The organism is Pseudomonas marginalis (assembly GCF_900105325.1).
GTDB classification, from domain to species: Bacteria; Pseudomonadota; Gammaproteobacteria; order Pseudomonadales; family Pseudomonadaceae; genus Aquipseudomonas; species Aquipseudomonas marginalis.
The window spans coordinates 3,968,211-3,994,456 of sequence record NZ_FNSU01000003.1 but is presented as its reverse complement, the minus strand read 5'-3'; the positions used below and the strand labels follow the sequence as shown (position 1 = coordinate 3,994,456).

32 protein-coding genes are annotated in these 26,246 nt (G+C 62.0%); 14 read left to right on the top strand and 18 right to left on the bottom strand.

Features of this window, described 5'->3' with window-relative positions:
* The first annotated feature begins 82 nt into the window (after nt 1-82).
* The 4 genes from ftsY (at nt 83) to rpoH (ending at nt 4,133) form a co-directional block, all read left to right on the top strand.
* A complete protein-coding gene (gene ftsY, locus BLW22_RS27935) occupies nt 83-1,462 on the top strand; it encodes a signal recognition particle-docking protein FtsY (protein WP_065923858.1) in 1,380 nt (459 codons plus the stop codon).
* Nucleotides 1,459-2,130 (top strand): cell division ATP-binding protein FtsE, encoded by a 672-nt coding sequence (ftsE, locus tag BLW22_RS27930; RefSeq protein WP_003213784.1) that lies wholly within the window; start codon nt 1,459-1,461, stop codon nt 2,128-2,130. Before ftsY ends, ftsE begins: the two co-directional genes overlap by 4 nt.
* Complete coding sequence (gene ftsX, locus BLW22_RS27925) at nt 2,127-3,149, top strand: permease-like cell division protein FtsX (protein ID WP_065923857.1); 1,023 nt, start codon at nt 2,127-2,129, stop codon at nt 3,147-3,149. The genes ftsE and ftsX overlap by 4 nt, the downstream gene beginning before the upstream one ends.
* 129 nt (nt 3,150-3,278) lie before the next feature.
* A complete protein-coding gene (rpoH, locus tag BLW22_RS27920) occupies nt 3,279-4,133 on the top strand; it encodes an RNA polymerase sigma factor RpoH (protein ID WP_003176698.1) in 855 nt (284 codons plus the stop codon).
* Nucleotides 4,134-4,179: 46 nt separating this feature from the next.
* Here the strand turns inward: rpoH and mtgA are convergent, their stop codons facing one another.
* Entirely contained in the window at nt 4,180-4,902 is a 723-nt protein-coding gene (mtgA, locus tag BLW22_RS27915; RefSeq protein ID WP_065923856.1) for a monofunctional biosynthetic peptidoglycan transglycosylase, read from the bottom strand.
* A 74-nt stretch (nt 4,903-4,976) separates the two neighbouring features.
* On the opposite strand from mtgA, the gene BLW22_RS27910 reads away from it, so the two are divergent.
* The 4 genes from BLW22_RS27910 (at nt 4,977) to trmB (ending at nt 7,221) form a co-directional block, all read left to right on the top strand.
* The gene (locus BLW22_RS27910; RefSeq protein WP_074847828.1) at nt 4,977-5,351 is read left to right on the top strand and encodes a DUF423 domain-containing protein; all 375 of its coding nucleotides are present in this window, start codon (nt 4,977-4,979) and stop codon (nt 5,349-5,351) included.
* Between the two features lie 79 nt (nt 5,352-5,430).
* Nucleotides 5,431-5,631: a sulfur carrier protein ThiS gene (gene thiS / locus BLW22_RS27905; RefSeq protein WP_049711100.1), complete on the top strand. Its 201-nt coding sequence runs from the start codon at nt 5,431-5,433 to the stop codon at nt 5,629-5,631.
* A gap of 60 nt (nt 5,632-5,691) precedes the next feature.
* Entirely contained in the window at nt 5,692-6,486 is a 795-nt protein-coding gene (locus BLW22_RS27900; RefSeq protein ID WP_065946518.1) for a thiazole synthase, read from the top strand.
* Nucleotides 6,487-6,495: 9 nt separating this feature from the next.
* Nucleotides 6,496-7,221, top strand: a complete 726-nt coding sequence (gene trmB / locus BLW22_RS27895) for a tRNA (guanosine(46)-N7)-methyltransferase TrmB (RefSeq protein ID WP_065946517.1) — start codon at nt 6,496-6,498, stop codon at nt 7,219-7,221.
* Nucleotides 7,222-7,302: 81 nt separating this feature from the next.
* Here trmB and BLW22_RS27890 read toward each other — a convergent pair whose 3' ends face one another.
* From BLW22_RS27890 to BLW22_RS27850, 9 genes are all read right to left on the bottom strand, one after another.
* Nucleotides 7,303-7,626, bottom strand: a complete 324-nt coding sequence (locus BLW22_RS27890; protein ID WP_010207241.1) for a DUF3392 domain-containing protein — start codon at nt 7,624-7,626, stop codon at nt 7,303-7,305.
* Nucleotides 7,627-7,644: 18 nt separating this feature from the next.
* Nucleotides 7,645-8,847 (bottom strand): radical SAM family heme chaperone HemW, encoded by a 1,203-nt coding sequence (hemW, locus tag BLW22_RS27885; protein WP_074847824.1) that lies wholly within the window; start codon nt 8,845-8,847, stop codon nt 7,645-7,647.
* On the bottom strand, nt 8,844-9,440 hold the full coding sequence (gene rdgB / locus BLW22_RS27880) for an RdgB/HAM1 family non-canonical purine NTP pyrophosphatase (RefSeq protein ID WP_074847822.1): 597 nt from the start codon (nt 9,438-9,440) through the stop codon (nt 8,844-8,846). The genes hemW and rdgB overlap by 4 nt, the downstream gene beginning before the upstream one ends.
* A complete protein-coding gene (locus tag BLW22_RS27875; RefSeq protein WP_027606095.1) occupies nt 9,437-9,871 on the bottom strand; it encodes a DUF4426 domain-containing protein in 435 nt (144 codons plus the stop codon). Before BLW22_RS27875 ends, rdgB begins: the two co-directional genes overlap by 4 nt.
* 21 nt (nt 9,872-9,892) lie before the next feature.
* Nucleotides 9,893-10,513 (bottom strand): methionine biosynthesis protein MetW, encoded by a 621-nt coding sequence (gene metW / locus BLW22_RS27870; protein ID WP_017735309.1) that lies wholly within the window; start codon nt 10,511-10,513, stop codon nt 9,893-9,895.
* A gap of 7 nt (nt 10,514-10,520) precedes the next feature.
* Nucleotides 10,521-11,660 carry a homoserine O-succinyltransferase MetX gene (gene metX, locus BLW22_RS27865; protein WP_027606094.1) on the bottom strand — a complete coding sequence of 380 codons (1,140 nt, stop codon included), beginning with the start codon at nt 11,658-11,660 and terminating at the stop codon, nt 10,521-10,523.
* A gap of 126 nt (nt 11,661-11,786) precedes the next feature.
* A complete protein-coding gene (locus BLW22_RS27860) occupies nt 11,787-12,374 on the bottom strand; it encodes a YggT family protein (protein WP_065923851.1) in 588 nt (195 codons plus the stop codon).
* Nucleotides 12,375-12,399: 25 nt separating this feature from the next.
* Nucleotides 12,400-13,218: a pyrroline-5-carboxylate reductase gene (gene proC, locus BLW22_RS27855; protein WP_027606092.1), complete on the bottom strand. Its 819-nt coding sequence runs from the start codon at nt 13,216-13,218 to the stop codon at nt 12,400-12,402.
* 33 nt (nt 13,219-13,251) lie between these two features.
* Nucleotides 13,252-13,938, bottom strand: coding sequence for a YggS family pyridoxal phosphate-dependent enzyme (locus BLW22_RS27850; RefSeq protein ID WP_065923850.1), 687 nt, complete (start codon nt 13,936-13,938; stop codon nt 13,252-13,254).
* A 57-nt stretch (nt 13,939-13,995) separates the two neighbouring features.
* Here BLW22_RS27850 and BLW22_RS27845 point away from each other — a divergent pair, with 57 nt between their 5' ends.
* Nucleotides 13,996-15,030 carry a type IV pilus twitching motility protein PilT gene (locus tag BLW22_RS27845; protein ID WP_065923849.1) on the top strand — a complete coding sequence of 345 codons (1,035 nt, stop codon included), beginning with the start codon at nt 13,996-13,998 and terminating at the stop codon, nt 15,028-15,030.
* Nucleotides 15,031-15,108: 78 nt separating this feature from the next.
* Here BLW22_RS27845 and BLW22_RS27840 read toward each other — a convergent pair whose 3' ends face one another.
* Nucleotides 15,109-15,744 carry a C40 family peptidase gene (locus tag BLW22_RS27840; RefSeq protein ID WP_027606089.1) on the bottom strand — a complete coding sequence of 212 codons (636 nt, stop codon included), beginning with the start codon at nt 15,742-15,744 and terminating at the stop codon, nt 15,109-15,111.
* Nucleotides 15,745-15,994: 250 nt separating this feature from the next.
* On the opposite strand from BLW22_RS27840, the gene BLW22_RS27835 reads away from it, so the two are divergent.
* Nucleotides 15,995-16,423 (top strand): NINE protein, encoded by a 429-nt coding sequence (locus BLW22_RS27835; RefSeq protein WP_027606088.1) that lies wholly within the window; start codon nt 15,995-15,997, stop codon nt 16,421-16,423.
* Between the two features lie 126 nt (nt 16,424-16,549).
* Here the strand turns inward: BLW22_RS27835 and BLW22_RS27830 are convergent, their stop codons facing one another.
* The 7 genes from BLW22_RS27830 to gshB form a co-directional block, all read right to left on the bottom strand.
* The gene (locus BLW22_RS27830) at nt 16,550-17,821 is read right to left on the bottom strand and encodes a dihydroorotase (protein ID WP_065923848.1); all 1,272 of its coding nucleotides are present in this window, start codon (nt 17,819-17,821) and stop codon (nt 16,550-16,552) included.
* Nucleotides 17,818-18,822, bottom strand: coding sequence for an aspartate carbamoyltransferase catalytic subunit (locus BLW22_RS27825; RefSeq protein WP_027606086.1), 1,005 nt, complete (start codon nt 18,820-18,822; stop codon nt 17,818-17,820). Before BLW22_RS27825 ends, BLW22_RS27830 begins: the two co-directional genes overlap by 4 nt.
* A gap of 24 nt (nt 18,823-18,846) precedes the next feature.
* Entirely contained in the window at nt 18,847-19,353 is a 507-nt protein-coding gene (gene pyrR, locus BLW22_RS27820) for a bifunctional pyr operon transcriptional regulator/uracil phosphoribosyltransferase PyrR (RefSeq protein WP_065923847.1), read from the bottom strand.
* A gap of 153 nt (nt 19,354-19,506) precedes the next feature.
* Complete coding sequence (gene ruvX, locus BLW22_RS27815) at nt 19,507-19,944, bottom strand: Holliday junction resolvase RuvX (protein ID WP_005792259.1); 438 nt, start codon at nt 19,942-19,944, stop codon at nt 19,507-19,509.
* A complete protein-coding gene (locus tag BLW22_RS27810) occupies nt 19,944-20,513 on the bottom strand; it encodes a YqgE/AlgH family protein (protein ID WP_027606084.1) in 570 nt (189 codons plus the stop codon). The genes ruvX and BLW22_RS27810 overlap by 1 nt, the downstream gene beginning before the upstream one ends.
* 88 nt (nt 20,514-20,601) lie before the next feature.
* A complete protein-coding gene (locus BLW22_RS27805; protein ID WP_065923846.1) occupies nt 20,602-21,507 on the bottom strand; it encodes an energy transducer TonB in 906 nt (301 codons plus the stop codon).
* A 77-nt stretch (nt 21,508-21,584) separates the two neighbouring features.
* Nucleotides 21,585-22,538 carry a glutathione synthase gene (gshB, locus tag BLW22_RS27800; protein ID WP_074847820.1) on the bottom strand — a complete coding sequence of 318 codons (954 nt, stop codon included), beginning with the start codon at nt 22,536-22,538 and terminating at the stop codon, nt 21,585-21,587.
* A 240-nt stretch (nt 22,539-22,778) separates the two neighbouring features.
* Here gshB and pilG point away from each other — a divergent pair, with 240 nt between their 5' ends.
* Genes pilG through BLW22_RS27780 form a run of 4 tightly spaced genes read left to right on the top strand, consistent with a single transcriptional unit; the run spans nt 22,779 to nt 26,183 of the window.
* On the top strand, nt 22,779-23,186 hold the full coding sequence (gene pilG, locus BLW22_RS27795; RefSeq protein ID WP_027606081.1) for a twitching motility response regulator PilG: 408 nt from the start codon (nt 22,779-22,781) through the stop codon (nt 23,184-23,186).
* A 46-nt stretch (nt 23,187-23,232) separates the two neighbouring features.
* Nucleotides 23,233-23,598: a twitching motility response regulator PilH gene (gene pilH / locus BLW22_RS27790; RefSeq protein ID WP_014720320.1), complete on the top strand. Its 366-nt coding sequence runs from the start codon at nt 23,233-23,235 to the stop codon at nt 23,596-23,598.
* A gap of 12 nt (nt 23,599-23,610) precedes the next feature.
* Nucleotides 23,611-24,135 (top strand): chemotaxis protein CheW, encoded by a 525-nt coding sequence (locus tag BLW22_RS27785; protein WP_065923844.1) that lies wholly within the window; start codon nt 23,611-23,613, stop codon nt 24,133-24,135.
* The gene (locus tag BLW22_RS27780; RefSeq protein ID WP_065923843.1) at nt 24,132-26,183 is read left to right on the top strand and encodes a methyl-accepting chemotaxis protein; all 2,052 of its coding nucleotides are present in this window, start codon (nt 24,132-24,134) and stop codon (nt 26,181-26,183) included. Before BLW22_RS27785 ends, BLW22_RS27780 begins: the two co-directional genes overlap by 4 nt.
* The last annotated feature ends 63 nt before the right edge of the window (nt 26,184-26,246 follow it).

Genomic DNA, 26,246 nt, shown 5'->3' with positions numbered 1-26,246 from the left:
GCTAAAAAACAGTCTGTTACGCATCGAATTTTATTTACCGATGTGCCCCTTGGCGCGTCGCTACCTTGAGATAGCCGTCTCCATGTTTGGTTCCAACGACGACAAGAAGACCCCAGCTGCGGCTGGCGAGAAGAAAGGCCTGTTCGGATGGCTGCGCAAAAAGCCGCAGGAAACCGTCGCTGAACAGCCACAGGTTCAAGCTGAGCCGATCCCCGAGCCTATAGTAGAAGCCGAGCCCGTTGCCGAAGCGCCGGCGCCGGTGGTGTTGCCGATGGCTGAGCCGGTGTTGCAGCCGGTGGCCGAGGTGGAGCCTGAGCCCGAACACAAGCCGTGGCCTGAGCTGCCGGTGCCCGAAGAGGCTGTGGCGCTGGTTGAAGATGTGCAGGCCGAGCATGTGGTGCCGCCGATTCCGGTGACCGTTGAGCCGCAGCCGGTCGTTGTCGAAGCGCCCGCCCCCGTGCCTGCGCTAGTGGAGCCGGTGGTTGCCGCTCCCGCCGTCATCGAACCGCCCGTCGCCTCCACCGAAACCAGCAAGACCGGCTTCTTCGCCCGCCTCAAGCAAGGCCTGAGCAAGACCAGCGCCAGCATCGGCGAAGGCATGGCCAGCCTGTTCCTCGGCAAGAAAGTCATCGACGATGAGCTGCTGGAAGACATCGAAACCCGCCTGCTGACCGCTGACGTTGGCGTCGAAGCCACCGCTGTGATCATCCAGAGCCTGACTCAGAAAGTCGCACGCAAGCAGCTGACCGATGCCGACGCCCTCTACAAATCCTTGCAGGCCGAGCTGGCTGCGATGCTCAAACCCGTGGAAGCACCGTTGGTGATCACCCCGAACAAGCCGTTCGTGATCCTGGTCGTGGGTGTCAACGGCGCCGGCAAGACCACCACCATCGGCAAACTGGCCAAGAAGCTGCAGTCGGAAGGCAAGAAAGTCATGCTCGCCGCCGGTGACACCTTCCGCGCCGCTGCCGTCGAGCAATTGCAGGTCTGGGGGGAGCGCAACAAGATCCCGGTCATCGCCCAGCACACCGGTGCCGATTCCGCCTCGGTGATCTTCGACGCCGTGCAAGCCGCCAAGGCTCGTAACATCGACGTGCTGATCGCGGATACCGCCGGTCGCCTGCACACCAAAGACAACCTGATGGAAGAGCTGAAGAAAGTCCGCCGCGTGATCGGCAAGCTCGACGCAGACGCCCCGCACGAGGTGTTGCTGGTGCTGGACGCCGGTACCGGCCAGAACGCTATCAGCCAGGCCAAGCAATTCAACCAGACGGTCCAACTGACCGGCCTGGCCTTGACTAAGCTCGACGGCACGGCCAAGGGTGGCGTGATCTTCGCCCTGGCCAAGCAGTTCGGGTTGCCGATTCGTTATATCGGCGTCGGTGAAGGCATCGACGACCTGCGCACCTTTGAAGCCGAACCCTTTGTCCAGGCACTGTTTGCCGAGCGGGAGCGTTCATGATTCGATTCGAACAGGTCGGTAAACGCTATGCCAACGGGCATGTGGGCTTGCATGAGCTGAGCTTTCGAGTGCGTCGCGGCGAGTTCTTGTTTGTCACCGGTCACTCGGGGGCCGGCAAGAGTACGCTGTTGCGCCTGCTGCTGGCCATGGAACGCCCGACCACGGGCAAGTTGCTGCTGGCGGGCCAGGACCTGGCCACCATCAGCAATGCGCAGATCCCGTTCCTGCGCCGCCAGATCGGCGTGGTGTTCCAGAACCACCAGTTGCTGTTCGATCGCACGGTGTTCAACAACATTGCCCTGCCGTTGCAGATTCTTGGGTTGTCCAAGGCCGAAATCGTCAAGCGCGTGGATTCGGCTCTGGAGCGCGTGGCGCTGTCGGACAAGACCGACCTCTACCCCGGCGACCTGTCCACCGGCCAGCAACAGCGCGTCGGCATTGCCCGCGCCATCGTCCATCGCCCGGCCTTGCTGCTGGCGGACGAACCCACCGGTAACCTCGACCCGCGCCTGGCGGCCGAGATCATGGGCGTATTCGAAGACATCAACCGTCTGGGCACCAGCGTACTGATCGCCAGCCATGACCTGGCGCTGATCGCCCGCATGCGCCATCGCATGCTGACCCTGCAACGCGGTCGCCTGATCGGTGACGGGGAGGCTGGCGTATGAGTGCAACACGTAGCCCCAAGGTTTCCGAGCGCGTGGCGCCGAAACCGGCCGATCCGCAGCCGAAAAAGAAAAAACACGACGACGATGACGGCCCGGACTTCAGTACCCTGCTGCGCGCCTGGATCGAAAGCCATCGCGCCAGCCTGCTGGACAGCCTGCGTCGCCTGGGCAAGCAGCCGATCGGCAGCTTTTTTACCTGCCTGGTGATGGCCGTGGCCCTGAGCCTGCCGATGGGCTTGTCGCTGCTGCTTAATAATGTCGAGCGCCTGGGCGGTTCCTGGCAGCGTGCGGCACAGATTTCCCTGTACCTGAACCTGGATGCCAGCACCAAGGAAGGCGAAGCACTACGGGACGATATCAAGAACATGCCGGGCGTCGCGGACGCCGAGTACGTCAGCCGCGACCAGGCCCTTGAGGAGTTCCAGCAACAGTCCGGCCTGGGCGAGGCGCTGAAAGAGCTGCCGCAGAACCCGCTGCCGGGCGTGGTGCTGGTGACGCCGAATGAAGTCGACAAGGCGGGCCTTGAAGCCCTGCGACAAAAACTCGCAGAGATGCCGAAGGTGCAACAGGCGCAACTTGATCTAGTCTGGGTGGAGCGCCTGGCGGCGATCCTCAAGCTGGGCGACCGCTTTGTATTCGGCCTGACGGTGCTGTTGGTGTCTGCATTACTTTTGGTGATAGGTAATACCATTCGTCTTCATATTGAAAACCGTCGCACCGAGATAGAAGTGATTAAACTGGTCGGCGGCACGGACAGCTATGTGCGTCGGCCTTTTCTGTACATGGGCGCGCTTTATGGCCTGGGTGCGGGGATTTTGTCCTGGGGCGTGCTGGCATTCGGCCTGAACTGGCTGAACGACGCGGTTGTCGGGCTTGCCGGCTTGTACGGCAGCGATTTTGCCCTGGCGGGGGTGCCGGTTGCCGATGGTCTGTCGCTCTTGCTTGGCGCGGTATTGTTGGGTTATATCGGTGCCTGGATTGCGGTCGCACGGCATTTACGCGAGCTGGCACCGAAGTAGTTAATGTCAGGGTAATGTGGTTTCGTTTGTATTGACCGTATCAGTGGTTTAGGGAACTTGTCCTACGGTTCCCGGTCAATTTTCGCAGTGCTGAACTGCACGAGTTATGTGAGTCGGAGGTTTTTTCGTATGACCACTTCTTTGCAACCTGCTTATGCCTTGGTCCCGGGTGCGAACCTGGAAGCCTATGTGCACACGGTCAACAGCATTCCATTGCTGACGCCCGAGCAGGAGCGTGAACTGGCCGAGAGTCTCTACTATGAGCAGGATTTGGGGGCGGCTCGGCAGATGGTGCTCGCCCACCTGCGTTTTGTCGTACATATCGCCCGTAGCTATAGCGGCTACGGCCTGGCCCAGGCTGACCTGATCCAGGAAGGCAACGTCGGCCTGATGAAGGCTGTAAAGCGCTTCAACCCTGAGATGGGCGTGCGCCTGGTGTCGTTTGCCGTGCACTGGATCAAGGCGGAAATCCACGAGTTCATCCTGCGCAACTGGCGCATCGTGAAAGTCGCGACCACCAAGGCCCAGCGCAAGCTGTTCTTCAACCTGCGCAGCCAGAAAAAACGCCTGGCGTGGCTGAACAACGAGGAGGTCCACCGCGTGGCCGAAAGCCTCGGCGTTGAGCCCCGTGAAGTGCGCGAGATGGAAAGCCGCCTGACCGGCCATGACATGGCCTTCGACCCGGCCGCCGAAGCGGACGACGACAGCGCTTTCCAATCGCCGGCCAATTACCTGGAAGACCACCGGTACGACCCGGCGCGTCAACTGGAAGACGCCGACTGGAGCGACAACTCCAACCACAACCTGCACGAAGCGCTGGAAGTGCTGGACGACCGCAGCCGTGACATCCTCTACCAGCGCTGGCTGGCGGAAGAAAAAGCCACGCTGCACGACCTGGCGCAGAAGTACAACGTGTCGGCCGAGCGCATTCGCCAGCTTGAGAAAAGCGCGATGAACAAGCTGAAGTTGTCGATCGCCGCCTGAACATGTGGGAGGGGGTAAGCCCCTCCCACATTTGTTTTGTGTTGTATCAGTCGGACCAAGGCGCTTTGCGGGAATTGTTCAGTTCCACCAAGTAACCCTCTCCGCCCAGCTGGCTCATCTGCTGGCGAATCCAGGCTGCCCGTCGCGCCACATACGCGGTCGGATGGCTGGCACTCCACACCCGTGGATTAGGCAACACCGCCGCCAGGTAGCTGGCCTGCTGCCGTGATAACCCCTTGGCACTTACGCCAAAGTGATGTCGCGCCGCCGCTTGCGCGCCAAACACGCCTTCATCCCATTCCACGCTGTTGAGGTACACCTCAAGAATCCGCTGCTTGGGCCACAACACCTCGATCAGCCCGGTAAACCAGGCTTCCAGGCCTTTGCGCAAATAACTGCGACCCGCCCACAGGAACAGGTTTTTCGACACCTGCTGGCTCAGAGTGCTCGCGCCCCGGATCGAACCGCCGCGCTCGTTGTGCAGGAGCGCTGCCTGGATCGCGCCGAAATCAAAGCCCCAATGCTGCGGGAAGCGTTGGTCTTCACCGGCCATCACCGCCACTTTCAGGTCGTCGGAGAGCTCGTCCCACGGCACCCAGGTGCGTTGCAGGTCAATGGGTTCGCCGTCGAACCAGGATTCGACCTTTCGCTCCACCATCAGCGCGGTGAAGGGCGGCGGTACGACACGGAACAGCAGCACCAGCAGAACACTGCCGATGGCAAACCATTTCACGACGTTGAGAAGGCGTTTGAAGAGGACACGCAGCATAGAGATGGCTTGGCCGAACCCGTTGAGCGGGCCATTATACAGACCCTGTCCAATGAGTCTGACTGGAGTTCCTCATGCTGCGTAGCTTTCTGATGCTGGCTGCCTTTTTCGGCTTCACCGGTGTCGCCCTCGGTGCGTTCGCCGCCCATGGCCTGAAAAGCCGCCTCAGCGCCGAGTACCTGGCGATCTTTCACACCGGCGTGACTTATCAGTTGGTGCACACCCTGGCGCTGTTCGGCGTGGCGTTGCTGGCCGCGCACCTGCCGGGCCGGCTGGTAACGTGGGCTGGCATCTCGTTCGTAGTCGGGATCCTGTTGTTCTCCGGCAGCTTGTATGTGCTGACCATGACCGGCATCAGCAAGCTCGGCATCATCACGCCGTTCGGGGGCCTGGCCTTCCTGTCTGGCTGGTTCCTGTTGGGGCTGGCAGCATGGCGCTTGCCACTGTGACCGCTTGACGCTTGAAGCTGACCTTCAGGTCCCAATCGCGCTAGAATGCTGGCCCCTAAAAACGATGGCGGCCCCTGGCATGCGCATTCAGTTGAACGGCGAATCCCTTGAACTGCCCGACGGTGAAACCGTTGCGGCCCTGCTGACCCGCCTGGACCTGACCGGGCGTCGCGTCGCAGTGGAACTCAACCTGGATATCGTCCCGCGTAGCCAGCACGCCGAGACCACGCTCACCGAGGGTGACCAGGTCGAGGTGGTCCACGCCATCGGCGGCGGCTAGTCCCGCGCGTTTATGTAGCCCCGGATTCTGCAGAACCTCACCCCATTTCGAGGATTTCCCATGAGCATCGTTCGCAACGACAAGCCCTTCGTCCTGGCCGGTCGTACCTACCAGTCCCGTCTGCTGGTCGGCACCGGCAAGTACCGCGACATGGAAGAAACCCGCCAGGCCATCGAAGCCTCGGGCGCCGAGATCGTGACCTTCGCCGTGCGCCGCACCAACCTCGGCCAGATCGAGGGCGAGCCGAACCTGCTCGACGTGCTGTCGCCGGATCGCTACACCTTCCTGCCGAACACCGCCGGTTGCTACGACGCTATCGAAGCCGTGCGTACCTGCCGCCTGGCCCGTGAACTGCTCGACGGCCACAACCTGGTCAAGCTGGAAGTGCTGGCTGACCAGAAAACCCTGTTCCCCAACGTGATCGAAACCCTCAAGGCCGCAGAAACCCTGGTCAAGGAAGGTTTTGACGTGATGGTCTACACCAGCGATGACCCGATCATCGCCCGCCAACTGGCCGAAATCGGCTGTATCGCCGTGATGCCGCTGGCCGGCCTGATCGGTTCCGGGCTGGGTATCTGCAATCCGTACAACCTGCAGATAATCCTCGAAGAAGCCAAGATCCCGGTCTTGGTGGACGCCGGTGTCGGTACCGCCTCCGACGCCACCATCGCCATGGAACTGGGCTGTGACGCGGTGCTGATGAACTCGGCCATCGCTCACGCCCAGCACCCGGTGCTGATGGCCGAAGCCATGAAACACGCCATCGTCGCCGGCCGCCTGGCCTACCTTGCCGGGCGCATGCCAAAAAAACTCTACGCCAGCGCCTCTTCGCCGCTGGATGGTCTGATCAAGTAAGAGCCATTGATGACTGAATCAAACGAAACGCCGAACACCGTGGAAGAAGGCGACGAGTCCAAGCACCGCCGCATCAAGAGTTTTGTGATGCGCGCCGGCCGCATGACCGAGGGCCAGCAAAAGGGCCTGGAGCAAGGTACGCCGCTGTTCGTCCTGCCCCTGGCCGATGCGCCGGTGGACTATGACCAGGTGTTCGGCCGTTCGGCCCCGCGTTCCCTGGAAATCGGTTTCGGCATGGGCCACTCCCTGCTGGAAATGGCCGCGGCCTCGCCGGAACAGGATTTCATCGGCGTGGAAGTCCACCGCCCAGGTGTCGGTGCGCTGCTTAATGGCGTGCTGACTCAAGGCCTGACCAACCTGCGGGTCTATGACTGCGACGCGATCGAAGTGCTCAACCGCTGCATCGCCGACAACAGCCTCGACCGCCTGATGCTGTTCTTCCCCGACCCATGGCACAAGAGCCGTCACCACAAGCGCCGCATCGTCCAGGCCTCCTTCGCGGAGCTGGTGCGCAGCAAGCTGAAAGTCGGCGGTGTCCTGCATATGGCTACCGACTGGGAACCCTATGCCGAATACATGCTGGAAGTGATGGACGTTGCCCCTGGCTACCGCAACCTGGCGCAAGACGGCAAATGCGTACCACGCCCGGCCGAACGCCCGATCACCAAGTTCGAGCGGCGTGGTGAGCGGCTGGGGCATGGGGTTTGGGATTTGAAGTTCGAGAAAGTCGACTGACAAGTCCCTGGCTTGGAATGCAGTAAAAAATGTGGGAGCGGGCTTGCCCCCTCCCACAGTTGTTTTGTGTTGGATTTGAGGTCAGCGGCGATCGGCGACGACGCCAATCAACACCAGCACCACCACCAGCACCGGCGCCAGGCTGTAGTTATTGAACTGGCTCAATCCCCGCACAATCCACGGCGTCGCATAGATCAGCGCCGCACCGCTGCCGATCATGCACAGCAGGGCCATCAACGGTACGCGCAACGCGCCGGCAACGCTGCCCAGGCGTGCTTCGACCCAGCCCTTGATGTCGGCGCCAAACAGCACCAGCAAACAGCCCACAAGGGCCAGGGAGATTTCCGACAGGTTGCTGCGGCTCCAGCGGGATACCGTGGCGAGCAGGTCGAGTACCAGATCCATTCGATTTCCTTAGAGCGATCAGCTCAAAAACTTCTGCAACAGGTCATTGAGAAAGAGTTGCCCGCGATCGGTGGCCGCCAGGCGTGACGGTTCGACCTGCATTAAGCCACTTTGTTCTGCCTCGCGCCGCGCCTCGTCGAGGCTCGCCAGGTCGAGGCCGGTGCGTTCGGCGTAGAGCGTGGCGTCGACGCCCTCGGTGAGGCGCAGGGCGTTCATCAGGAACTCGAACGGCAACTCTTCGTTGGTCAGCTCCTTCGCCCCGGCCTGGAAGCTTTTGGCCGGGTTGAGGTAGTCCTTCGGCGCGCGGGTCTTCCAGGTGCGCACAATGCGCCCGTCCGGATGGCTGAGCTTGCCGTGGGCGCCGGCGCCGATGCCGATAAAGTCGCCGAAGCTCCAGTAGTTGAGGTTATGTCGCGCCGGGCGCCCGGGCTGGGCGTAGGCCGACACTTCGTATTGTGCGTAACCGTGTTCGGCCAGCAGCGCCTGGCCGGCTTCCTGGATGTCCCACAGGGTGTCGTCTTCCGGCAGCGCGGGCGGCTGGTTCCAGAACACGGTGTTGGGTTCCAGGGTCAACTGGTACCAGGACAGGTGTGTGGGTTTGAGCGCGATGGCCTGGCGCAGGTCGCTCAACGCATCGTCCAGGGACTGGTCTGGCAAGCCGTGCATCAGGTCCAGGTTGAAGTTGTCGAACCCGGCCTGGCGCGCCATCCCGGCGGCGCGTACGGCTTCGTCGCCGTTGTGGATGCGGCCCAGGGCCTCAAGCTTTTCCTGCTGGAAGCTCTGGATGCCGATGGACAGCCGGTTGATCCCCAGCGCGCGGTAGGCGACGAACTTCTCTTGCTCGAACGTGCCGGGGTTGGCTTCCAGGGTGATCTCGATGTCGCCGGCAAACGGGATGCGTGCTTCCACGCCTTTGAGCAATCGGCCCAGCGCCGCAGCGCTGAACAGGCTTGGCGTGCCGCCGCCGAAGAAGATCGAACTCAGTTCGCGCCCATACACCGCGTGCAGGTCCTGATCGAGGTCGGCCAGCAAGGCGTCCACATACTCTTCTTCCGGCAGCACCTTGCTGGCGGTGTGGGAGTTGAAGTCGCAGTAAGGGCATTTGCGCACGCACCACGGGATGTGGATGTACAGCGCCAGGGGCGGCAGCACCGGCAGCGCCGCCCGAGGTGTTTGCGCGCCACCGTGGATCAGCGGCTGCGCGGAGGTGTTCCGGGTCATTTCAAGCCCAGGCGCTGGCGCAGCAAATCCATTGCGCGGGCACGGTGGCTGATCTGGTTCTTGTCGGCCGGGCTCAATTCGGCACTGGAGACATTGCGCTCCGGCACCCAGAACAGCGGGTCATAGCCAAAACCGTGCTCACCGCTGGCCGCGTGCAGGATGCGCCCGTGCCACAGGCCTTCGCAGAGGATCGGCAGCGGGTCATCGGCATGCCGCACCAAAGCCAGCACACAGACGAACTGCGCGTCGCGCATCGCGTCCGGCACGTCCTTGAGCGCGTCCAGCAGCTTGGCGTTGTTGGCCGCATCGCCCTTGCCATCGGCATAACGCGCCGAGTAGATACCCGGCGCGCCGCCGAGGAAGTCCACCGCCAGGCCAGAGTCGTCCGCCAGCGCCGGAAGGCCCGAGATGCGTGCGGCATTGCGCGCCTTGAGGATGGCGTTCTCGACGAACGACAGGCCGGTCTCTTCCGGCTCCACCTGGCTGAACTCGCCGATGGAGCGCAGCTGCACGGATTCGCCGAGCATGGCCTGGAGTTCTTTGAGCTTGCCGGCGTTATGGCTGGCCAATACGAGTTGAGTAAGGTTCATCATTCCGCCGGAAACAGTTCCTGGTTGAATTGGAAGCTATGGGCTTTGCCGCCGGTTTCCACATTGATGGTAAACGTCTTGTATTCCCGCTGCGTCACGGAGTACGGCGCGAGGTAATTGATCCCGCCTTTCTCGTCGATTTGCTTGAACGTCAGGATCTCGCTCTTGCCGCCCAGGTCCTTGATGGTGCCTGTCACTTGCGCTGCCACCGGGGTTACGCCCTTGATCACGGTCACATTGATCAAGCCCTTCTCCTTGCTGCGCACCACGCCGACTTTCTGGGCGGTTTCCGGCTGCAGGAAGCTGGAGGTGAAGGTGTTGTAATGAACGGTGATATCACCGAAGTCTTTCTTGCGATTAGCGTCGATAGTGTCCGCCGCCATGGCGCTGGCGCCCAGGCATGCAGTCAGTAGAAAAATAGCCAAGCGACTCATGATCGTCCCTCTTGAAAATGATTAGACGGCAATCTTGTGATCCGTCAGGCCAGGGCTGCTGACCCGATAGATACCAATTTCGCCCAACAGATTGGGCCATAGCTTGCTTGCCCAGCCGTGACGATGCTGTTGATCGACGGCCAGGCGGTTGATCACCTTGGCTTCACGCTCGCCACACAGGGCTTCGAAGTCTTCGAAGGTGCAGAAGTGGATGTTCGGCGTGTTGTACCAGGTGTACGGCAGGAAATCCGAGACTGGCATGCGGCCCTTGGTCGCCAGGTACCAGCGGCAGCGCCAGTGCCCGAAGTTGGGGAAGGTGATGATGCACTGGCGACCCACGCGCAGCATTTCGTCGAGGATGCGGTCCGGGTAGTGCACCGCTTGCAGGGCCTGGGTCATCACCACGATATCGAAGCTGTTGCTGGCGAAGTTGCCCAGGCCCTTGTCCAGGTCCTGCTCGATCACGTTGATGCCCTTGGCCACGCACTGGGCGATGTTGTCCGGGTCGTTTTCCAGGCCGTAGCCGGTGACTTGCTTGTTGTCGCGCAGCCAGCTCAGCAGTTCGCCATCGCCGCAGCCCAGGTCGAGCACGCGGCTGCCGGCGGGGATCCAGTCTTGGATGATGTCCAGGTCGGCTCTCATGGCGTTCTCACAAAGTAATGCGGTTCATGTAGTTGCTGAAAGCCTGGAGGTAGCGCGGGATCGGAATCAGGAAGGCGTCATGGCCTTGCGGTGCATCGATCTCCAGGTAGCAGACGTCTTTCTTGGCCGCCATCAGCGCATCCACCAGCTCTCGGGAGCGAGCCGGCGAGAAGCGCCAGTCGGTGGTGAACGACATGACGCAGAACTTGGCGGTGGCGCCCTCGAAGGTTTTCGCCAGGTCGTCGTCGTGGTTGGCTGCCGGGTCGAAGTAGTCCAGGGCCTTGGTCATCAGCAGGTAGGTGTTGGCGTCGAAACGCCCGGAGAACTCCTCGCCCTGATAACGCAGGTAGCTTTCCACCTGGAACTCGACGCTGTGAAAGTCGTAGTTGAGCTTCTCGCTCTTGAGGCCACGGCCGAATTTCTCGCCCATGGAGTCATCGGACAGGTAGGTGATGTGCCCGACCATTCGCGCCAGCATCAAGCCGCGCTTGGGGATCACACCGGCTTCCTGGAACGAACCGCCGTGGAACTCGGGATCGGTGAGGATGGCCTGGCGCGCCACTTCGTTGAAGGCGATGTTCTGCGCCGACAATTTGGGCGCCGAGGCGATGGCCAGGCAATGGCGCACGCGATCCGGATACGTGATGGTCCATTGCAGGGCCTGCATGCCGCCCAGGCTGCCGCCGATCACCGCGGCCCATTGCCGGATACCCAGCAGGTCGGCGAGGCGCGCCTGGCTGTGCACCCAGTCTTCCACGGTGAGTACGGGGAAGTCGGCGCCGAACGGCCTGCCGGTTTCCGGGTTGAGGCTGCTGGGGCCGGTGGAGCCATTGCAGCCGCCGAGGTTGTTCAGGCTGACGACAAAGAACTTGTTGGTGTCGATGGGCTTGCCGGGGCCGATGCAACTGTCCCACCAGCCAGGCTTGCGCTCGTCAACGCTGTGGAAACCAGCGGCGTGATGATGACCGGAGAGGGCGTGGCAGATCAGCACGGCATTGCTCGCCGTGGCGTTCAGTTGGCCGTAGGTTTCATAAATCAGGTCATAGGCAGGCAGCGAACGACCACAGGCCAGGGCCAGTGGTTCGCTGAAGTGCGCCACTTGGGGCACGACCAGTCCAACAGAATCGGGGGGGAAGGCAGTTGGCATCGACCCTGCTCTCGTTTAAATGAGGCGTAAGTCTAAAGACCGATGCACCCAGCGGCAAGCAAAGGCCAAATGTGGGAGGGAGCAAGTCGAATCGTCGCCCCGCCCCTCCTGCATTTGCTCCGCCTGTCAGATCAGTCCGAACAGTTCCTTGGGCATGTTCGCGAAGTCAGCCAGGTACGGGATGCCCCAGCCTTGTATCAGTTGGATCGCGATAAACGCGAAGATCGGCGAAATATCCAGGCCGCCCAGGTTGGGCACCCAGCGGCGGAACGGCGCGAGCACCGGCTCGGTGATCTGAGACACCAGCTCGGCACCTGGGCTGCGGCTACCCGGCGCGACCCAGGACAGGATCACGCTGATGATCATCGACCAGAAGATGATCTTCAAAAACAACGAGAAGATCCCGATCAGTGCCCATGGCAACAGCAGCACGGTGTAAGGCAGGTAGCCCTTGAGCATCAAGACCAGCACGAACAGCAGGATCTGCAGCAGCAGCGCCAGCACCAGCGACGACATGTCCAGGCCGAACATGCTCGGGACCACTCGACGCAGGGGCTTGAGCAGCGGTTGGGTGGCCTTCACTACGAATTGGCACAGCGGGTTGTAGAAGTTCGCCCGCACCAGTTGCAGGATAAAACGCATCAGCACGATCAGCAGGTACAGGCTGCCCAAGGTCTGGATGATGAAGATGACGGCGTCATTGAGTCCAAGCATCATTTATTCCTTTGTAGGGGGACGACTATTTGCCCAGCTGCTCGGCCATTTCAGCCGAACGATGTGCTGCGGCACCCAGTGCTTTTTCCACCAGGGCTTCAAAGCCCCCGGCCTGGAACGATTCGATGGCAGCCTGCGTGGTGCCGCCGGGGGAGGTGACGCGACGGCGCAACTCGGCAGCGTCCACTTCACTGGAGACAGCCATTTTCGCGGCGCCCAGGGCGGTTTGCTCGGCCAGTTGCTCGGCGACTTGCTGTGGCAGGCCCAGTTTCACGCCGGCGGCGGTCATGGCCTCGATCAGCAGGAAGAAGTAAGCCGGGCCGCTGCCCGACACGGCGGTGACCGCGTCCAGTTGCTGCTCCTGTTCCAGCCACAGGGCGATGCCCACGGCGGACAGCAGTTCCTGGGCCTGGTCACGTTGCTCGGCGGTCACCTCGTGGGTGGCGTACAAACCGCTCACACCCTGGCGCAGCAGCGCCGGGGTGTTGGGCATGCAACGCACGATCGGTTGCGCGCCGAGCCAGTTGTTCATGCTGGCGCAGGTGATACCGGCGGCGATCGACACCACCAGTTGGTGTGGCTGAAGGCTTGGGCGCAGGCTTTCGCACACGGCCTTCATGGCCTGTGGCTTGACCGCCAGCACGATCACATCGACACCTTGGATGGCTTCGGCGTTATCGGCGAAGGTTTCGATACCGTGCTCGGCGCTGACGCGGGCACGGGTCTCGGCGCCCGGATCGCTGGCGCGGATCTGCGCCGCTTCCAGGCCCTTGGCCCGCAGGCCGCCGATCAGGCTGGCCGCCATGTTGCCGGCGCCGATAAAGGCAATACGCGTGTTGCTCATGACAGGTCCTTACTTAGATGGATGTCAGCCATTTCATGGCTGGCCGTAGTCGCGGGCGCCAAACAGGGCGGTACCGATCCGCACCCAGGTGGCGCCTTGGGCGATGGCCGACTCAAGGTCGTGGCTCATGCCCATGGAAAGTGTGTCGAGCGGCAGGTTCAGGTTGTTTTGCAGGTCGCGCACGCTGGAAAACGCGGCGTCTTGTTCGGCCCGATCGTCCGTCGGCTCGGGAATCGCCATCAAGCCCCGCAGCTTCAAGCGCGGCAGGGCGCTGATGGCGTTGGCCAGGGCCGGCAGGTCGGCGGGGGTGCAGCCGGACTTGCTGGCCTCGCCACTGACATTGACCTGGATGCAGATATTCAGCGCAGGCAGGTCCACCGGGCGTTGCTCGGACAGGCGTTGTGCAATTTTGAGACGGTCCACGGAATGCACCCAAGCGAAATTCTCGGCGATGGCGCGAGTCTTGTTCGATTGAATGGGGCCGATGAAGTGCCAACTCAAGGGCAGGTCGGTTAATTCGGCCTGCTTGCCCAGGGCCTCCTGCAGATAGTTTTCGCCAAAATCACGCATCCCGGCGGCATAGGCTTCACGCACGGCTTGGGCGGGTTTGGTCTTGCTCACGGCCAGCAGGTGGATGCTGTTTGCGTCACGTTGCACGGCGTCGGCTGCGGCGCGGATGCGCTGGCTAACCTGGCCGATGTTGTCTGCTATCGTCGACATTCAAGATGCGCCCGTGGATATGGAGTCCGCGGCATTCTACTGGAAATGGAAAGCCCTATGGATATCACTGAATTACTGCAGGCCGGCGTGCGTCGCGGCGCTTCCGACCTGCATCTGTCGGCCGGTATGGCGCCTATGCTGCGTATTGATGGTGAGGTCTGGCCGTTGGATTGGCCGGTGCTTTCACCCCCGCAAGTAGCGGATTTATTGAGCCCGTTGCTCAACCGCTACCAACAAAAGGATTTCGAAACATCTCTTGAAACGGATTTTGCCTTCGAGTTGCCGGGCGTGGCGCGGTTCCGGGCGAACGTATTCCAGCAGGATCGCGGCATGGGCGCGGTGTTTCGCACCATCCCGGCCGAGGTCCAGAGCCTGGAAAACCTCGGCCTGGGGGAAGTGTTCCAGCGTATCGCCCAGCTTGCGCGCGGCCTGGTGCTGGTGACGGGCCCCACCGGCTCCGGCAAGTCCACTACCCTGGCGGCGATGATCGATTACCTCAACCAGCATCGGCGCCAGCACATCCTCACGCTGGAAGACCCCATCGAGTTTATCCACACGCCGAAAACCGCCCTGATCAACCAGCGCCAGGTGCATCGAGATACCCATAGTTTCTCGCTGGCCTTGCGTTCGGCGCTGCGCGAAGACCCCGACGTGATCCTGGTGGGCGAACTGCGCGACCTGGAAACCATCCGCCTGGCCCTGACGGCGGCGGAGACCGGGCATCTGGTATTTGGCACCCTGCACACCACCTCGGCGGCAAAGACCGTGGACAGGCTGGTGGACGTGTTCCCGGCGGGGGAAAAGGCCATGGTCCGCTCGATGCTGTCGGAGTCGTTGCAGGCGGTGGTGTCCCAGGTGCTGGTCAAGAAGGTTGGCGGCGGGCGGGTGGCGGCCCATGAAATCATGCTGGGCACGCCGGCTATTCGTAACTTGATCCGCGAAGACAAGGTGGCGCAGATGGTCTCGGCGATTCAGACCGGCGGCGCGTTGGGCATGAAGACGTTGGATATGAGCTTGAAGGCGTTGGTCACGGAAGGCGTGATCAGCCGGGAAGAGGCGCGGGAGAAGGCGAGGGTGCCTGGGGATATCTGAGGGGTGTGGACGACACACATCAAATGTGGGAGGGGGCTTGCTCCCCTCCCACATGTACTACTGCATTCCAGCTTCAGATCAGCGTTGTACTACCCGCAAGGTATTCTGCTCTTTCGGCAGAACCCGCTTGGCAATCACGTAGTTCTTGTCCCAGAACGGCTTTTTCAGCGTGTCGATGCTGACCGACTTGCCACGGCGCGGTGCGTGGATGAAGCGGTCGTTGCCCAGGTAGATGGCTACGTGGTTCACCTGGCGGCTCTTCAGTTTGAAGAACAACAGGTCACCCGGTTTCAGGTCCTTGCGCTCAACCTTCTGCCCATGACCGGCGGCCATGGCGTTGGAGGTGCGCGGCAGATCCACGGCCGCTACGTCGTTAAACGCATATTTCACCAGGCCGCTGCAGTCGAACCCTTTACTTGGGCTGCTGCCGCCCCAACGATAAGGAGTACCGAGCACGTTTACGGCGCGGCTGAGGACGGTGCTGCTTTGCCTGGTGTTGACTGCCATCAGGCCTGGAACTGCTTTACCGTGGGCCTTGCTCAGTTGAGTCGGGCGGCTGACGGTCGGCTTTGCCGATTTGGCAGTGCTGGGCGCGCTGTGGACTTTAGGGGTGAAACCGTTGACGTTCGGAAGTCGTTGCTCACGATTGGTGGCGTGGGCGGCCAGTGGCATTAATAGGCAAATGGTTAGCCATGTCTTTAAAAATGGTCGCATTAGGCGTGGCTCTTATGGGTTTGCGCGCAACTTTATAACAGCTTTTTGTGTCGTTCTCAGGCCGTTTGTCGACTGAACCTTGGGGTCAAACTCAGGAAAAACGCGACGATTCGCCGCGATTGTCCTACACAAGTCAGGTGGCATAAGGCTTTCAGGGGAGGGAAGATACCATTTGCCGTACGTCGGGCGCCTGTAAAAAAGTCACAAAGAAAGTGAAAAAATTTATCTATCGAAGCAAAAGAGGTACTCCATGAACACCTATCAACAGGTTGGTCCGCAGCAAGACACCCACAGCAAGGTGATCGGTTACCTGCTCTGGATTTTCGGGTTTACCGGGGCCCATCGTTTCTATTACGGCAAACCGGTCACTGGAACGATCTGGTTTTTCACCCTCGGCTTGCTGGGGATCGGCTGGCTGATCGACCTGTTCCTGATTCCGGCCATGGACCGTGAAGCGGACCTGCGTTTTACCGCTGGGCCTATCGAATACAACGTGGCGTGGATTCTGTTGGCGTTTCTGGGGGTGTTCGGCGTGCACCGCATGTACCAGGGCAAATGGATCACCGGCCTGATCTACCTGCTGACCGGCGGCTTGTTCCTGGTGGGAGTGCTGTATGACTTCTGGACCTTGAATACCCAGGTTTCGATCCGCAATGCCGAGCGCAACGGCGGCCGGTAGATCATAAATAACCTGTAGGAGCGAGCTTGCTCGCGAAGAACGTTAACGATAACGCAGCGCTATCAGGTAGCCCGCATTGTCTATTCGTTCTTCGCGAGCAAGCTCGCTCCTACAGGTTTTAGTGGCTCAAGCCTGATAGCTGATGCGCCCGTCCACCAAGGTGTAGCGCACGCTCGCCGGCAGGCTATGGCCGATGAACGGGCAGTTTTCACCCTTGGACAGCCAGTGCTCGCCCGCAACCGTGGAGCCGGCCGGATCAAACAGCACGAGATCTGCCGCCGCCCCCACCGCCAGCTTGCCCGCCGGCAGGCGCAAGGCCTCGGCCGGGCCTGCGCTCAGGCGCGCCAGCAGTGTCGGCAGGTCCAGCAAACCGTCTTCCACCAACGTCATCGCCAGCGGCAGCAACAGCTCCACGCTGCTGATGCCCGGCTCCGTCGCGCCGAACGGCGCCAGCTTGGCATCGCGCTCATGGGGCTGGTGGTGGCTGGAAATCGCCGAGATCACCCCCGATTTCACTGCCGCACGCAAACCGTCACGATCGGCCAGTGTGCGCAGCGGCGGTTGCACGTGGTAAAGGCTGGAGAAGTCGATCAGCGCCTCATCCGTCAGCAGCAACTGATACAACGCCACGTCTGCCGTCACCGGCAGGCCACGGGCCTGGGCCTGGGCGATCAGGGCCACGCCCCGGGCGCTGGTCAGTTGGCTGAAGTGCGCACGCACGCCGCTTTGTTCCACCAGCAGCAGGTCACGGGCCAGGGCTACGGTTTCAGCGGTTTCCGGAATGCCCGGCAAGCCGAGGAAGCTGGCGACCGCACCTTCATGGGCCAGGCCGCCTTCGGCCAGGTCGCGGTCCTGGGAGTGGAAGATCACCGTCAAGTCGAAGGTGGCCGCGTATTCCAGGGCGCGGCACAGGGTGCGGGTGCTGCGGAAACTCTCCAGGCCGTTGCCGAACGCCACGCAACCGGCATCGCGCAGGGCGATCAGTTCGGCGAGTTGTTCGCCTTCCAGGCCTTTGCTCAGGGCGCCGATGGGGAACACTTTGCAATTGCCGGCCTCACGGGCACGGTCGAGGATCAGCTCGGTCACGGCCGACGTGTCGAGCACCGGCTTGGTGTGCGGTGGGCAGCACAGGCTGGTGACGCCACCGGCTGCGGCCGCGCGGGTCTCGCTGGTGATATTGCCTTTGCGGCTGAAGCCCGGCTCGCGCAGGGCGACGTTCAGGTCCACCAGGCCGGGCGCGGCCACCAGGCCTTTGGCATCGATGGTCTCGCTGGGGCTGAAAGCACCGGGCGCGGCGCCGATGGCGATGATCCGGCCGGCCTCCAGGTGCAGATCGGTAACCTGATCCAGGCCACTGGCCGGATCGATGACTCGGGCGCCGAGAATGCTGAGCTTCACTGGGCCTTCTCCTGCTCGAATTGACGTTGCGCGGTTTGCCCGCTCATGGCCATGGACAACACCGCCATGCGCACGGCGATGCCATACGTGACCTGGTTGAGAATCACCGACTGGCTGCCGTCGGCCACCGCCGACTCAATCTCCACGCCTCGGTTGATCGGCCCCGGGTGCATCACGATGGCGTCCGGCTTGGCGCCGGCCAGGCGTGCGGTGGTCAGGCCGAACAGGCGGTAGAACTCGCCTTCGCTCGGCAGCAGGCCACCCGACATGCGTTCGCGTTGCAGGCGCAGCATGATTACCACGTCCACATCCTTGAGGCCTTCGGTCATGTCGGTGTAGACCTTCACGCCGTATTGCTCGATGCCGATGGGCAAGAGGGTTTTCGGTGCGATCACGCGGATGTCCGGGCAACCCAGGGTTTTCAGGGCCAGCATGTTCGAGCGTGCCACCCGTGAGTGCAGGATGTCGCCGACGATGGCCACCGAGAGGTTTTCGAAGCTGCCCTTGTGCCGACGTATGGTGAGCATGTCGAGCATGCCCTGGGTCGGGTGGGCGTGACGGCCGTCGCCGCCGTTGATGATCGCCACCTGCGGGCACACGTGCTCGGCAATGAAGTGGGCGGCACCGGAGTCGCCGTGGCGCACCACGAACATGTCGGCGGCCATCGCTTCCAGGTTGCGCAGGGTGTCGAGCAGGGTCTCGCCCTTGCTCGCCGACGAGGTGGACACGTTCAGCGTGATCACGTCGGCCGACAGCCGTTGGGCCGCCAGTTCAAAGGTGGTCCGTGTACGGGTGGAGTTCTCGAAGAACACGTTGCAGATGGTCTTGCCGCGCAGCAACGGGACTTTCTTCACCGCCCGGCCGCCAACCTCGAGGAACGAGTCGGCGGTGTCGAGGATTTCGGTGAGCAGTTCGCGGGGCAAACCGTCGAGGGACAAGAAGTGTTGCAACTGGCCCTGAGCATTGAGCTGCAGCGGGCGCTTGGCATCTAGAGGCGTCATCGCGGGGACTCTTTACAAGGCGGTTTAAAGGGCAAGGTCTTGCAGTTCGAGTTCGAGCGGCGTGGGACCGGACAATTTTACTCGCTGGCTGGCCTCAAGGGACAGCGTGGCGCCAACCACGTCCGGGCTGATGGGCAGTTCGCCTGCGTCCAGGTCCAGCAGGCAGACCAGGGTGATGCTGGCCGGGCGCCCGTAATCGAACAATTCATTCATGGCGGCGCGGATGGTACGGCCGCTCATCAGCACATCGTCGATCAGCACCAGGTGCTGGCCTTCAATCTCGAACGGCAGGGCAGACGGGCGCACTTGCGGGTGCAGGCCGTTCTGGCTGAAGTCGTCGCGGTAGAAGGACACGTCCAGGGTACCCAAGGGTGAGTCGCTGCCCAGTTCGTCCAGCAACGCTTGGGCGACCCACACACCGCCGGTGCGAATACCGATAAAGCGCGGTTCGCTGATGCCACGGTGTTCCAGGTGCGTCTTGAGGCTAACCGCCATCTGGCGGATCAGTTCGGCGGGGTTTGGCAGGCTCATGGTGGCTCCTTCAAGGCAGGCGATAGTGTGTAGGAGCGAGCTTGCTCGCGAAGAACTCACAGGCACCGTGTTCATCCAGGTTTCATGCGTTATCGTTGACGTTTTTCGCGAGCAAGCTCGCTCCTACAAAAAGCGACAGGCAGGCCGCGTCAGTCAGGATTCAAATAAAGCAGTGTTTTCGTCCAGCCAGCCCTGTAACAACAAGGCGGCGGCGATGGCGTCCACCGGGTTATCGCGGTAGCTGCCTTTCTGGCCGCCACGGTCGCGGCGTTCGCCCTTGGCTTCAAAGGTGGTCAGGCGTTCATCGTGGGTATAGAAGGGCAGGTTGTAGCGGCCGTTAAGACGGCGGGCGAACTTTTCGGCGCGCAGGCACATGTCGCTGGGGGTGCCGTCCATGTTCAGGGGCAGGCCGACCACTACGGCATCGGGCTTCCACTCTTTGATCAGGGCTTCGACCTGGTTCCAGTCCGGTATGCCGTTCTGGGCCTTGAGGGTGCACAGCTCGCGGGCCTGGCCGGTGATGACCTGGCCGACCGCTACGCCGATCTGCTTGGTGCCGTAGTCAAAGCCGAGGATCAAACGCAAGGCCATCAGGCGTGCCCCGCCTGGCTGGTCAGCAGGCTGAGGTTGACCCGCAGCTTGGCCGCGGCGGCTTCCAGGCGCAGTTCGCTTGCGGTGTTGAACAGGATGTCGGCATCGAACGGGCAGGTCAGCCAGGCATTGCTGGCCAGTTCGGCTTCCAGCTGCCCGGCTTCCCAGCCGGCGTAACCCAGGGTGATTACACTTTGCTCAGGGCCCACGCCGTCGGCGATGGCGAACAGCACGTCCTGGGAGGTGGACAGCGAGACTCCGTCCAGGTCCACCGTGGCCTGGAACTTCGGCCCGGTGGGGTGCAGCACAAAGCCGCGATCGGTCTGCACCGGCCCGCCGATGTAGATCGGCACGCCCTGGCAACGGGCCGGCGGGTCGACCTCCGGACGCAGCTGTTCAAGGATATCGGCCAGGTTCAGCGCCTGCGGGCGGTTCACCACCAACCCCATGGCACCATTGGCCGTGTGCTCGACGATGTAGGTCAAGGTCTGCGCAAAGTTCGGGTCGGCCATATGGGGCATGGCGATCAGGAATTGGTGCTTGAGGTAGGTCGGGCTGACATTTTTCATGTCCGCTAGTGTGGCGTTGGAGGGGCGAACTGACAAGCTGGACGTGACCCGAATACAGTGCTGTCGGCTTTTCTGTAGGACGGCGCGTTCAGTTGCTGGAAAGGCGATCACCCTTGGCAAACTTCCAGGTGCGGATGATTTCCAGGCGGTCCACATCGTTCAAGTCCCCGGTAAACGGGGCAAAGGGCGCGGCCAGGCGCACGATGCGTTGGGCGGCCTGGTCCAGCAGCGGCTGACCGGACGATTCCAGCACCTGCACTTCATATAAGGTGCCGTCGCGGTTGATCGACACCAAAAGACGCAAATTGCCGTAGATCTGCTGGCGCCGTGCCTCTTCCGGGTAGTTCAGGTTACCGATGCGCTCGACCTTCTTACGCCACTCGTCCTTATACCAGGCGCCCTTGTCGCGCATGGTCGAGGCGGCGTTCAGGCGGTAAATGCGTGGGCGCTTGGCGTAAAGCTGTTGTTCATGGGCCAGTTCGGCTTCCAGGCTGGAGATTTCGTCGGACAGTGTCGAGCTGTCGAACGTCGGTGCCGGCTTCACGGGCTCGGGTTGCGGCTCGGTCTTGGTTTTCTCGCGCTGGACCGGGGCTTTTTGCGGCTTGGGTGCGACGGTGGTCACCGTGGGCTTGGGCGTGGCCTGTTTGACTTCAGGCTTGGGCGCCGGCGGCGGTGTGACCTTATTGACCTTGTTGTCCTGGAAGGGCGCCACTTCGGTGGTCTTGGGGATCGCCTTCTTGTCCAGGGTGCCACTGCCCTGCTGGTTGTCCTGGGCGATAAAGTCCGCCTTCTCGGGCTTCTTTTCGCTCTTGAACGTGGCGAGAGTGATTTCCAGGGTCTTGGTGATCTGCTTGGGCTCGACCATGGTGAAACCCACGCCGAGGATCAAGGCCAGGTGAATCAATGCCGCAAGAAACAGGGTAAATCCGAGCCGATCAGCCGGGCGCACGCCGCTGTGGGAGAGTTCGGAGGGCAGATCGGACGGGAGTGTCATGACAAGAAAACCAACATCGCGCGTTTCACAGGTCGGGCATGATAGCGCAATGTTGGTGTGTGTCCGGCTGTTCTATATCACTTGGCCTGCAGCTTGCGTTCGATGGCGGCCATCAACATTTCGCCGATGTTCGTGCCAAATGCGTTGTCGATCTCGCGAATGCAGGTCGGGCTGGTGACATTGATTTCGGTGAGGTTTTCCCCAATTACGTCAAGGCCTACAAACAGCAAACCCTTTTCCCGCAGGGTCGGGCCAACTTGGCTGGCGATCCAGCGGTCTTTGTCGGACAACGGCCGCGCTTCGCCTCGACCGCCTGCCGCCAGGTTGCCACGGGTCTCGCCTGCCGCCGGAATACGCGCCAGGCAGTAATCCACCGGCTCGCCGTCGATCATCAGGATGCGTTTGTCGCCGTCCTTGATCGCCGGCAGGTAGGCCTGGCCCATGATTTGCTGGGTGCCCAGGGCGGTCAGGGTTTCGAGGATCACCGACAGGTTGGGGTCGCCGGCGCGGTGACGGAAGATCGAGGTGCCACCCATGCCGTCCAGCGGCTTGAGGATCACATCGCCGTGCTTGGCGGCAAATTCACGCAGCACGTCGGCACGACGGCTGACCACGGTGGGCGGTGTGCACTGCGGGAACAACGTGGCGAACAGCTTTTCATTGCAGTCACGCAGGCTTTGCGGCTTGTTGACGATCAGCACGCCGGCACGTTCGGCCTGCTCCAGCAGGTAGGTGGAGTAGACGAACTCCATGTCGAACGGCGGGTCCTTGCGCATCAGGATCACGTCGAGGTCGCTCAGGGGGCTGTCGATTTCGTCCTGCAGTTCGAACCACTTCTCGGGGTTGGCAAACACCTGCAGCGGGCGCATGCGTGCACGGGCCTCGCCGGCGCCCTGGTAAAGGTCGCGCTGCTCCATATAGAACAGGCTCCAGCCGCGGGCCTGGGCGGCCAGGAGCATGGCCAGCGAGCTGTCCTTTTTATAGGAAATGCTGGCGATAGGGTCCATGACAATGCCGACGCGAACGCTCATGGGGGATTTCCTCTAGCAAAATTGGGGCGCATAAAAGTGACGTCAGAGTGGCGCTGCGGCTGTTGTGGGTCAAGGAAAAACCACCGGGCGGGTGCCTCGATAGATTGCTCCCCGAGACTGTGCTAAAAAGACTGCCACGGCGCAGCAGCCCTTGAATTCCAAGGCCTGCGGCGCTCATCCTGTGCAACATCAGGCAGTACACACCGAAAACCGATTCGCTGTGGCGATGGTAGAGCAGATATGGAACAGCATTCCAACGCCTTGAGAGTGATGGTGATCGACGATTCGAAGACGATCCGCCGCACCGCCGAGACGCTGTTGAAGAACGTGGGCTGCGATGTCATCACGGCCATCGACGGTTTCGATGCCCTGGCCCGGATTGTGGATCATCACCCGCACATTATCTTTGTCGACATCATGATGCCGCGCCTGGATGGCTATCAGACCTGCGCCCTGGTGAAGAACAACCCGGTGTTCAAGTCGATCCCGGTGATCATGCTGTCCTCCAAGGACGGTCTGTTCGACAAGGCCAAGGGGCGCATCGTGGGTGTCGATCAGTTTTTGACCAAGCCTTTCAGCAAGGAAGAACTGCTGAGTGCGATCAAGGCCTATGTGCCCGGGTTCGCCGCAGTGGAACAAGCACACTGACGCCGCCTCACAAGGGCCGGCGCCGACCAATGTAGTGGGGAAAACCATGGCACGTGTTCTGATCGTCGACGATTCGCCGACCGAAATGTACAAACTGACCGGCATGCTGGAAAAGCACGGCCACCAGGTCCTCAAGGCCGAGAACGGCGCCGACGGCGTGGCCCTGGCCCGCCAGGAAAAGCCTGACGCCGTGCTGATGGACATCGTGATGCCGGGCCTCAATGGCTTCCAGGCCACCCGCCAGCTGTCCAAGGAGCCGGAAACCAACGGCATCCCGATCATCATCATTACCACCAAGGATCAGGAGACCGACAAGATCTGGGGCGCACGCCAGGGTGCCAAGGATTACCTGACCAAGCCTGTGGACGAGGAAACCCTGATCGCCACCCTGAACAAGGTGCTGGCCGGCTGACGGCACGCCATCATGACCGAGTCGCAAACCGCCTTCGAGTTGTTGCTGGACATCGACCGCCGCTGCCGCCTGCTGGCCGCCGACCTGCCATCCCAGGAAACCCGCCTGCAACGCTGGAGCGGGATTGGCTTTCGCCTGGGGCAGCATTGGTATGTCGCGCCCATGGGCGAAGTCGCCGAAGTCCTGCATGAGCCGCGTTGCACTTTAATGCCCGGGGTCAAGGCCTGGGTCAGGGGTGTTGCTAACCTGCGCGGGCGTTTGCTGCCGGTGATGGACCTCGGCGGCTTCCTTGGCCTTGAGCTGTCCAAGGCGCGCAAGCAACGGCGGGTGCTGGTGGTGGAATACAACGATCTGTTTGTCGGGCTGTTGGTAGACGAGGTGGTGGGGATGCAGCATTTTGCACAAGACGCCTTGCTGGCGAGCCCCAGCCCCGGCGCGCCATTTATCCAGGGCCAATTCGACGGCGAGCCGCTGTGGCAGGTCTTCAGCCCCTTCGCCCTGGCCCAGGCCCCTGGCTTCATGGATGTCGCCGCATGACCACCGCTACTACGCCCAAACCCCAGGCCGGCTCGCGCAGCCGTTCACAGATCATCGTGCTGTTTATCGCGCTGATCGTATTCATCATGCTGCTGTTCGCCAACTTTGCTTACCTCAACACCCAGTCCACCTACGACAAGCAGTACATCGGCCACGCCGGTGAACTGCGCGTGCTGTCTCAACGCATCGCCAAGAACGCTACCGAGGCCGCCGCCGGCAAGGCCGCCGCATTCAAGCTGTTGGGCGACGCGCGCAACGATTTTGCCCAGCGCTGGGGTTACCTGAAAAAAGGCGACCCGGAAACCGGCCTGCCCGCTGCGCCCAGTGCGGTCCGCGCCGAAATGCGCGCGGTGCAGACGGACTGGGAAGCGCTGTTGAAAAACACCGACGCGATCCTCGCCAGCGAACAGACCGTGCTGTCCCTGCACCAAGTGGCCGCGACCCTCGCCGAAACCGTACCGCAATTGCAGATGGAGTCGGAAAAGGTCGTCGACATCCTGCTGCAACGCGGCGCGCCGGCCAGCCAGGTGGCCTTGGCCCAGCGCCAGTCGCTGCTGGCCGAACGTATCCTGGGCGCGGTCAACACGGTGCTGGCCGGTGACGAAACCGCCGTCCAGGCCGCCGACACCTTTGGCCGCGACGCCAATCGCTTCGGGCAGGTGCTCAATGGCATGCTCAACGGCAACCCCGGGCTGCGCATCACTCAGGTAGAAGACCGCGATGCCCGCGCGCGGCTGGCGGAAATCGCCGAGTTGTTCGAGTTTGTCTCCGGCTCCGTGGATGAAATCCTCGAAACCTCGCCGCAGCTGTTCCAGGTCCGCGCCTCGGCGAGCAATATTTTCAACCTGTCGCAAACCCTGCTCGATGAAGCCTCGCACCTGGCCACCGGTTTTGAAAACCTCGCCAGCGGACGCAGCTTCGACACCATCGGCGGCTATGTGCTGGGCCTGTTGGCGCTGGCCTCGATCATCCTGATCGGCCTGGTGATGGTGCGCGAAACCAACCGCCAACTGCACGAGACCGCCGAGAAGAACGAGCGCAACCAGAACGCGATCATGCGCCTGCTCGATGAAATCGAAGACCTGGCCGACGGCGACCTCACTGTGACCGCCTCGGTGACTGAAGACTTCACCGGCACCATCGCCGACTCCATCAACTATTCCGTGGACCAGCTGCGCGACCTGGTGGCCACCATCAACCTCACCGCCGGGCAAGTGGCGGGTGCCGTGCAAGAGACCCAGGCCACCGCCATGCACCTGGCCCAGGCCTCCGAGCATCAGGCCCAGCAGATCGCCGAAGCCTCCACCGCGATCAACCAGATGGCCCAGTCCATCGACCAGGTGTCGGCCAACGCCGCCGAATCATCGGCGGTGGCGGAACGTTCGGTGGAAATCGCCAACAAAGGCAACGAGGTGGTGCACAACACCATCCACGGCATGGACAACATCCGCGAACAGATCCAGGACACCGCCAAGCGCATCAAGCGCCTGGGCGAGTCGTCCCAGGAGATTGGCGACATCGTCAGCCTGATCGACGACATTGCCGACCAGACCAACATCCTCGCCCTCAACGCCGCGATCCAGGCGAGCATGGCCGGGGATGCCGGGCGCGGCTTTGCGGTGGTGGCCGATGAAGTGCAACGGCTGGCCGAGCGTTCGTCGGCGGCCACCCGGCAGATTGAAACCCTGGTGCGCGCGATCCAGGCCGACACCAACGAAGCCGTCATTTCCATGGAACAGACCACCACCGAAGTGGTGCGCGGTGCACGGCTGGCCCAGGACGCCGGGGTGGCGCTGGAAGAGATCGAAGGCGTATCGAAAACCCTGGCCGCGCTGATCCAGAGCATCTCCAACGCGGCGCAGCAACAGACCTCATCGGCGGGACAGATCTCCCTGACCATGAACGTGATCCAGCAGATCACCACGCAGACGTCATCGGGCTCCACCGCTACCGCCGAAAGCATCGGCAACTTAGCGAAGATGGCCAGCCAGTTGCGCAGGTCGGTGTCGGGTTTCACCCTGCCAGCGGCCAAACAGGCTGATGATTGAAATGCGATCCAAATGTGGGGGGGCTTGCCACCTCCCACACTCGATCTCCATTGGCTTTGAGAT

Excerpts from the sequence above, each read along its gene's own strand:
- BLW22_RS27910 (WP_074847828.1), top strand. The coding sequence starts at position 4,977 with ATGCTGCGTAGCTTTCTGATGCTGGCTGCCTTTTTCGGCTTCACCGGT.
- BLW22_RS27825 (WP_027606086.1), bottom strand. The coding sequence starts at position 18,822 with ATGACGCCTCTAGATGCCAAGCGCCCGCTGCAGCTCAATGCTCAGGGC.
- gshB (WP_074847820.1), bottom strand. The coding sequence starts at position 22,538 with ATGAGCGTTCGCGTCGGCATTGTCATGGACCCTATCGCCAGCATTTCC.
- rpoH (WP_003176698.1), top strand. The coding sequence starts at position 3,279 with ATGACCACTTCTTTGCAACCTGCTTATGCCTTGGTCCCGGGTGCGAAC.
- BLW22_RS27860 (WP_065923851.1), bottom strand. The coding sequence starts at position 12,374 with ATGCTTGGACTCAATGACGCCGTCATCTTCATCATCCAGACCTTGGGC.
- BLW22_RS27850 (WP_065923850.1), bottom strand. The coding sequence starts at position 13,938 with ATGTCGACGATAGCAGACAACATCGGCCAGGTTAGCCAGCGCATCCGC.
- pyrR (WP_065923847.1), bottom strand. The coding sequence starts at position 19,353 with ATGAGCCTGCCAAACCCCGCCGAACTGATCCGCCAGATGGCGGTTAGC.
- BLW22_RS27805 (WP_065923846.1), bottom strand. The coding sequence starts at position 21,507 with ATGACACTCCCGTCCGATCTGCCCTCCGAACTCTCCCACAGCGGCGTG.
- ftsY (WP_065923858.1), top strand. The coding sequence starts at position 83 with ATGTTTGGTTCCAACGACGACAAGAAGACCCCAGCTGCGGCTGGCGAG.
- proC (WP_027606092.1), bottom strand. The coding sequence starts at position 13,218 with ATGAGCAACACGCGTATTGCCTTTATCGGCGCCGGCAACATGGCGGCC.
- ftsE (WP_003213784.1), top strand. The coding sequence starts at position 1,459 with ATGATTCGATTCGAACAGGTCGGTAAACGCTATGCCAACGGGCATGTG.
- rdgB (WP_074847822.1), bottom strand. The coding sequence starts at position 9,440 with ATGATGAACCTTACTCAACTCGTATTGGCCAGCCATAACGCCGGCAAG.
- BLW22_RS27785 (WP_065923844.1), top strand. The coding sequence starts at position 23,611 with ATGACCGAGTCGCAAACCGCCTTCGAGTTGTTGCTGGACATCGACCGC.
- BLW22_RS27810 (WP_027606084.1), bottom strand. The coding sequence starts at position 20,513 with ATGAAAAATGTCAGCCCGACCTACCTCAAGCACCAATTCCTGATCGCC.
- hemW (WP_074847824.1), bottom strand. The coding sequence starts at position 8,847 with ATGACCCGGAACACCTCCGCGCAGCCGCTGATCCACGGTGGCGCGCAA.
- metX (WP_027606094.1), bottom strand. The coding sequence starts at position 11,660 with ATGCCAACTGCCTTCCCCCCCGATTCTGTTGGACTGGTCGTGCCCCAA.
- mtgA (WP_065923856.1), bottom strand. The coding sequence starts at position 4,902 with ATGCTGCGTGTCCTCTTCAAACGCCTTCTCAACGTCGTGAAATGGTTT.
- pilG (WP_027606081.1), top strand. The coding sequence starts at position 22,779 with ATGGAACAGCATTCCAACGCCTTGAGAGTGATGGTGATCGACGATTCG.
- BLW22_RS27780 (WP_065923843.1), top strand. The coding sequence starts at position 24,132 with ATGACCACCGCTACTACGCCCAAACCCCAGGCCGGCTCGCGCAGCCGT.
- pilH (WP_014720320.1), top strand. The coding sequence starts at position 23,233 with ATGGCACGTGTTCTGATCGTCGACGATTCGCCGACCGAAATGTACAAA.
- ftsX (WP_065923857.1), top strand. The coding sequence starts at position 2,127 with ATGAGTGCAACACGTAGCCCCAAGGTTTCCGAGCGCGTGGCGCCGAAA.
- metW (WP_017735309.1), bottom strand. The coding sequence starts at position 10,513 with ATGAGAGCCGACCTGGACATCATCCAAGACTGGATCCCCGCCGGCAGC.
- BLW22_RS27890 (WP_010207241.1), bottom strand. The coding sequence starts at position 7,626 with ATGGATCTGGTACTCGACCTGCTCGCCACGGTATCCCGCTGGAGCCGC.
- BLW22_RS27840 (WP_027606089.1), bottom strand. The coding sequence starts at position 15,744 with ATGCGACCATTTTTAAAGACATGGCTAACCATTTGCCTATTAATGCCA.
- thiS (WP_049711100.1), top strand. The coding sequence starts at position 5,431 with ATGCGCATTCAGTTGAACGGCGAATCCCTTGAACTGCCCGACGGTGAA.
- ruvX (WP_005792259.1), bottom strand. The coding sequence starts at position 19,944 with ATGGCCTTGCGTTTGATCCTCGGCTTTGACTACGGCACCAAGCAGATC.
- trmB (WP_065946517.1), top strand. The coding sequence starts at position 6,496 with ATGACTGAATCAAACGAAACGCCGAACACCGTGGAAGAAGGCGACGAG.
- BLW22_RS27845 (WP_065923849.1), top strand. The coding sequence starts at position 13,996 with ATGGATATCACTGAATTACTGCAGGCCGGCGTGCGTCGCGGCGCTTCC.
- BLW22_RS27875 (WP_027606095.1), bottom strand. The coding sequence starts at position 9,871 with ATGAGTCGCTTGGCTATTTTTCTACTGACTGCATGCCTGGGCGCCAGC.
- BLW22_RS27835 (WP_027606088.1), top strand. The coding sequence starts at position 15,995 with ATGAACACCTATCAACAGGTTGGTCCGCAGCAAGACACCCACAGCAAG.
- BLW22_RS27900 (WP_065946518.1), top strand. The coding sequence starts at position 5,692 with ATGAGCATCGTTCGCAACGACAAGCCCTTCGTCCTGGCCGGTCGTACC.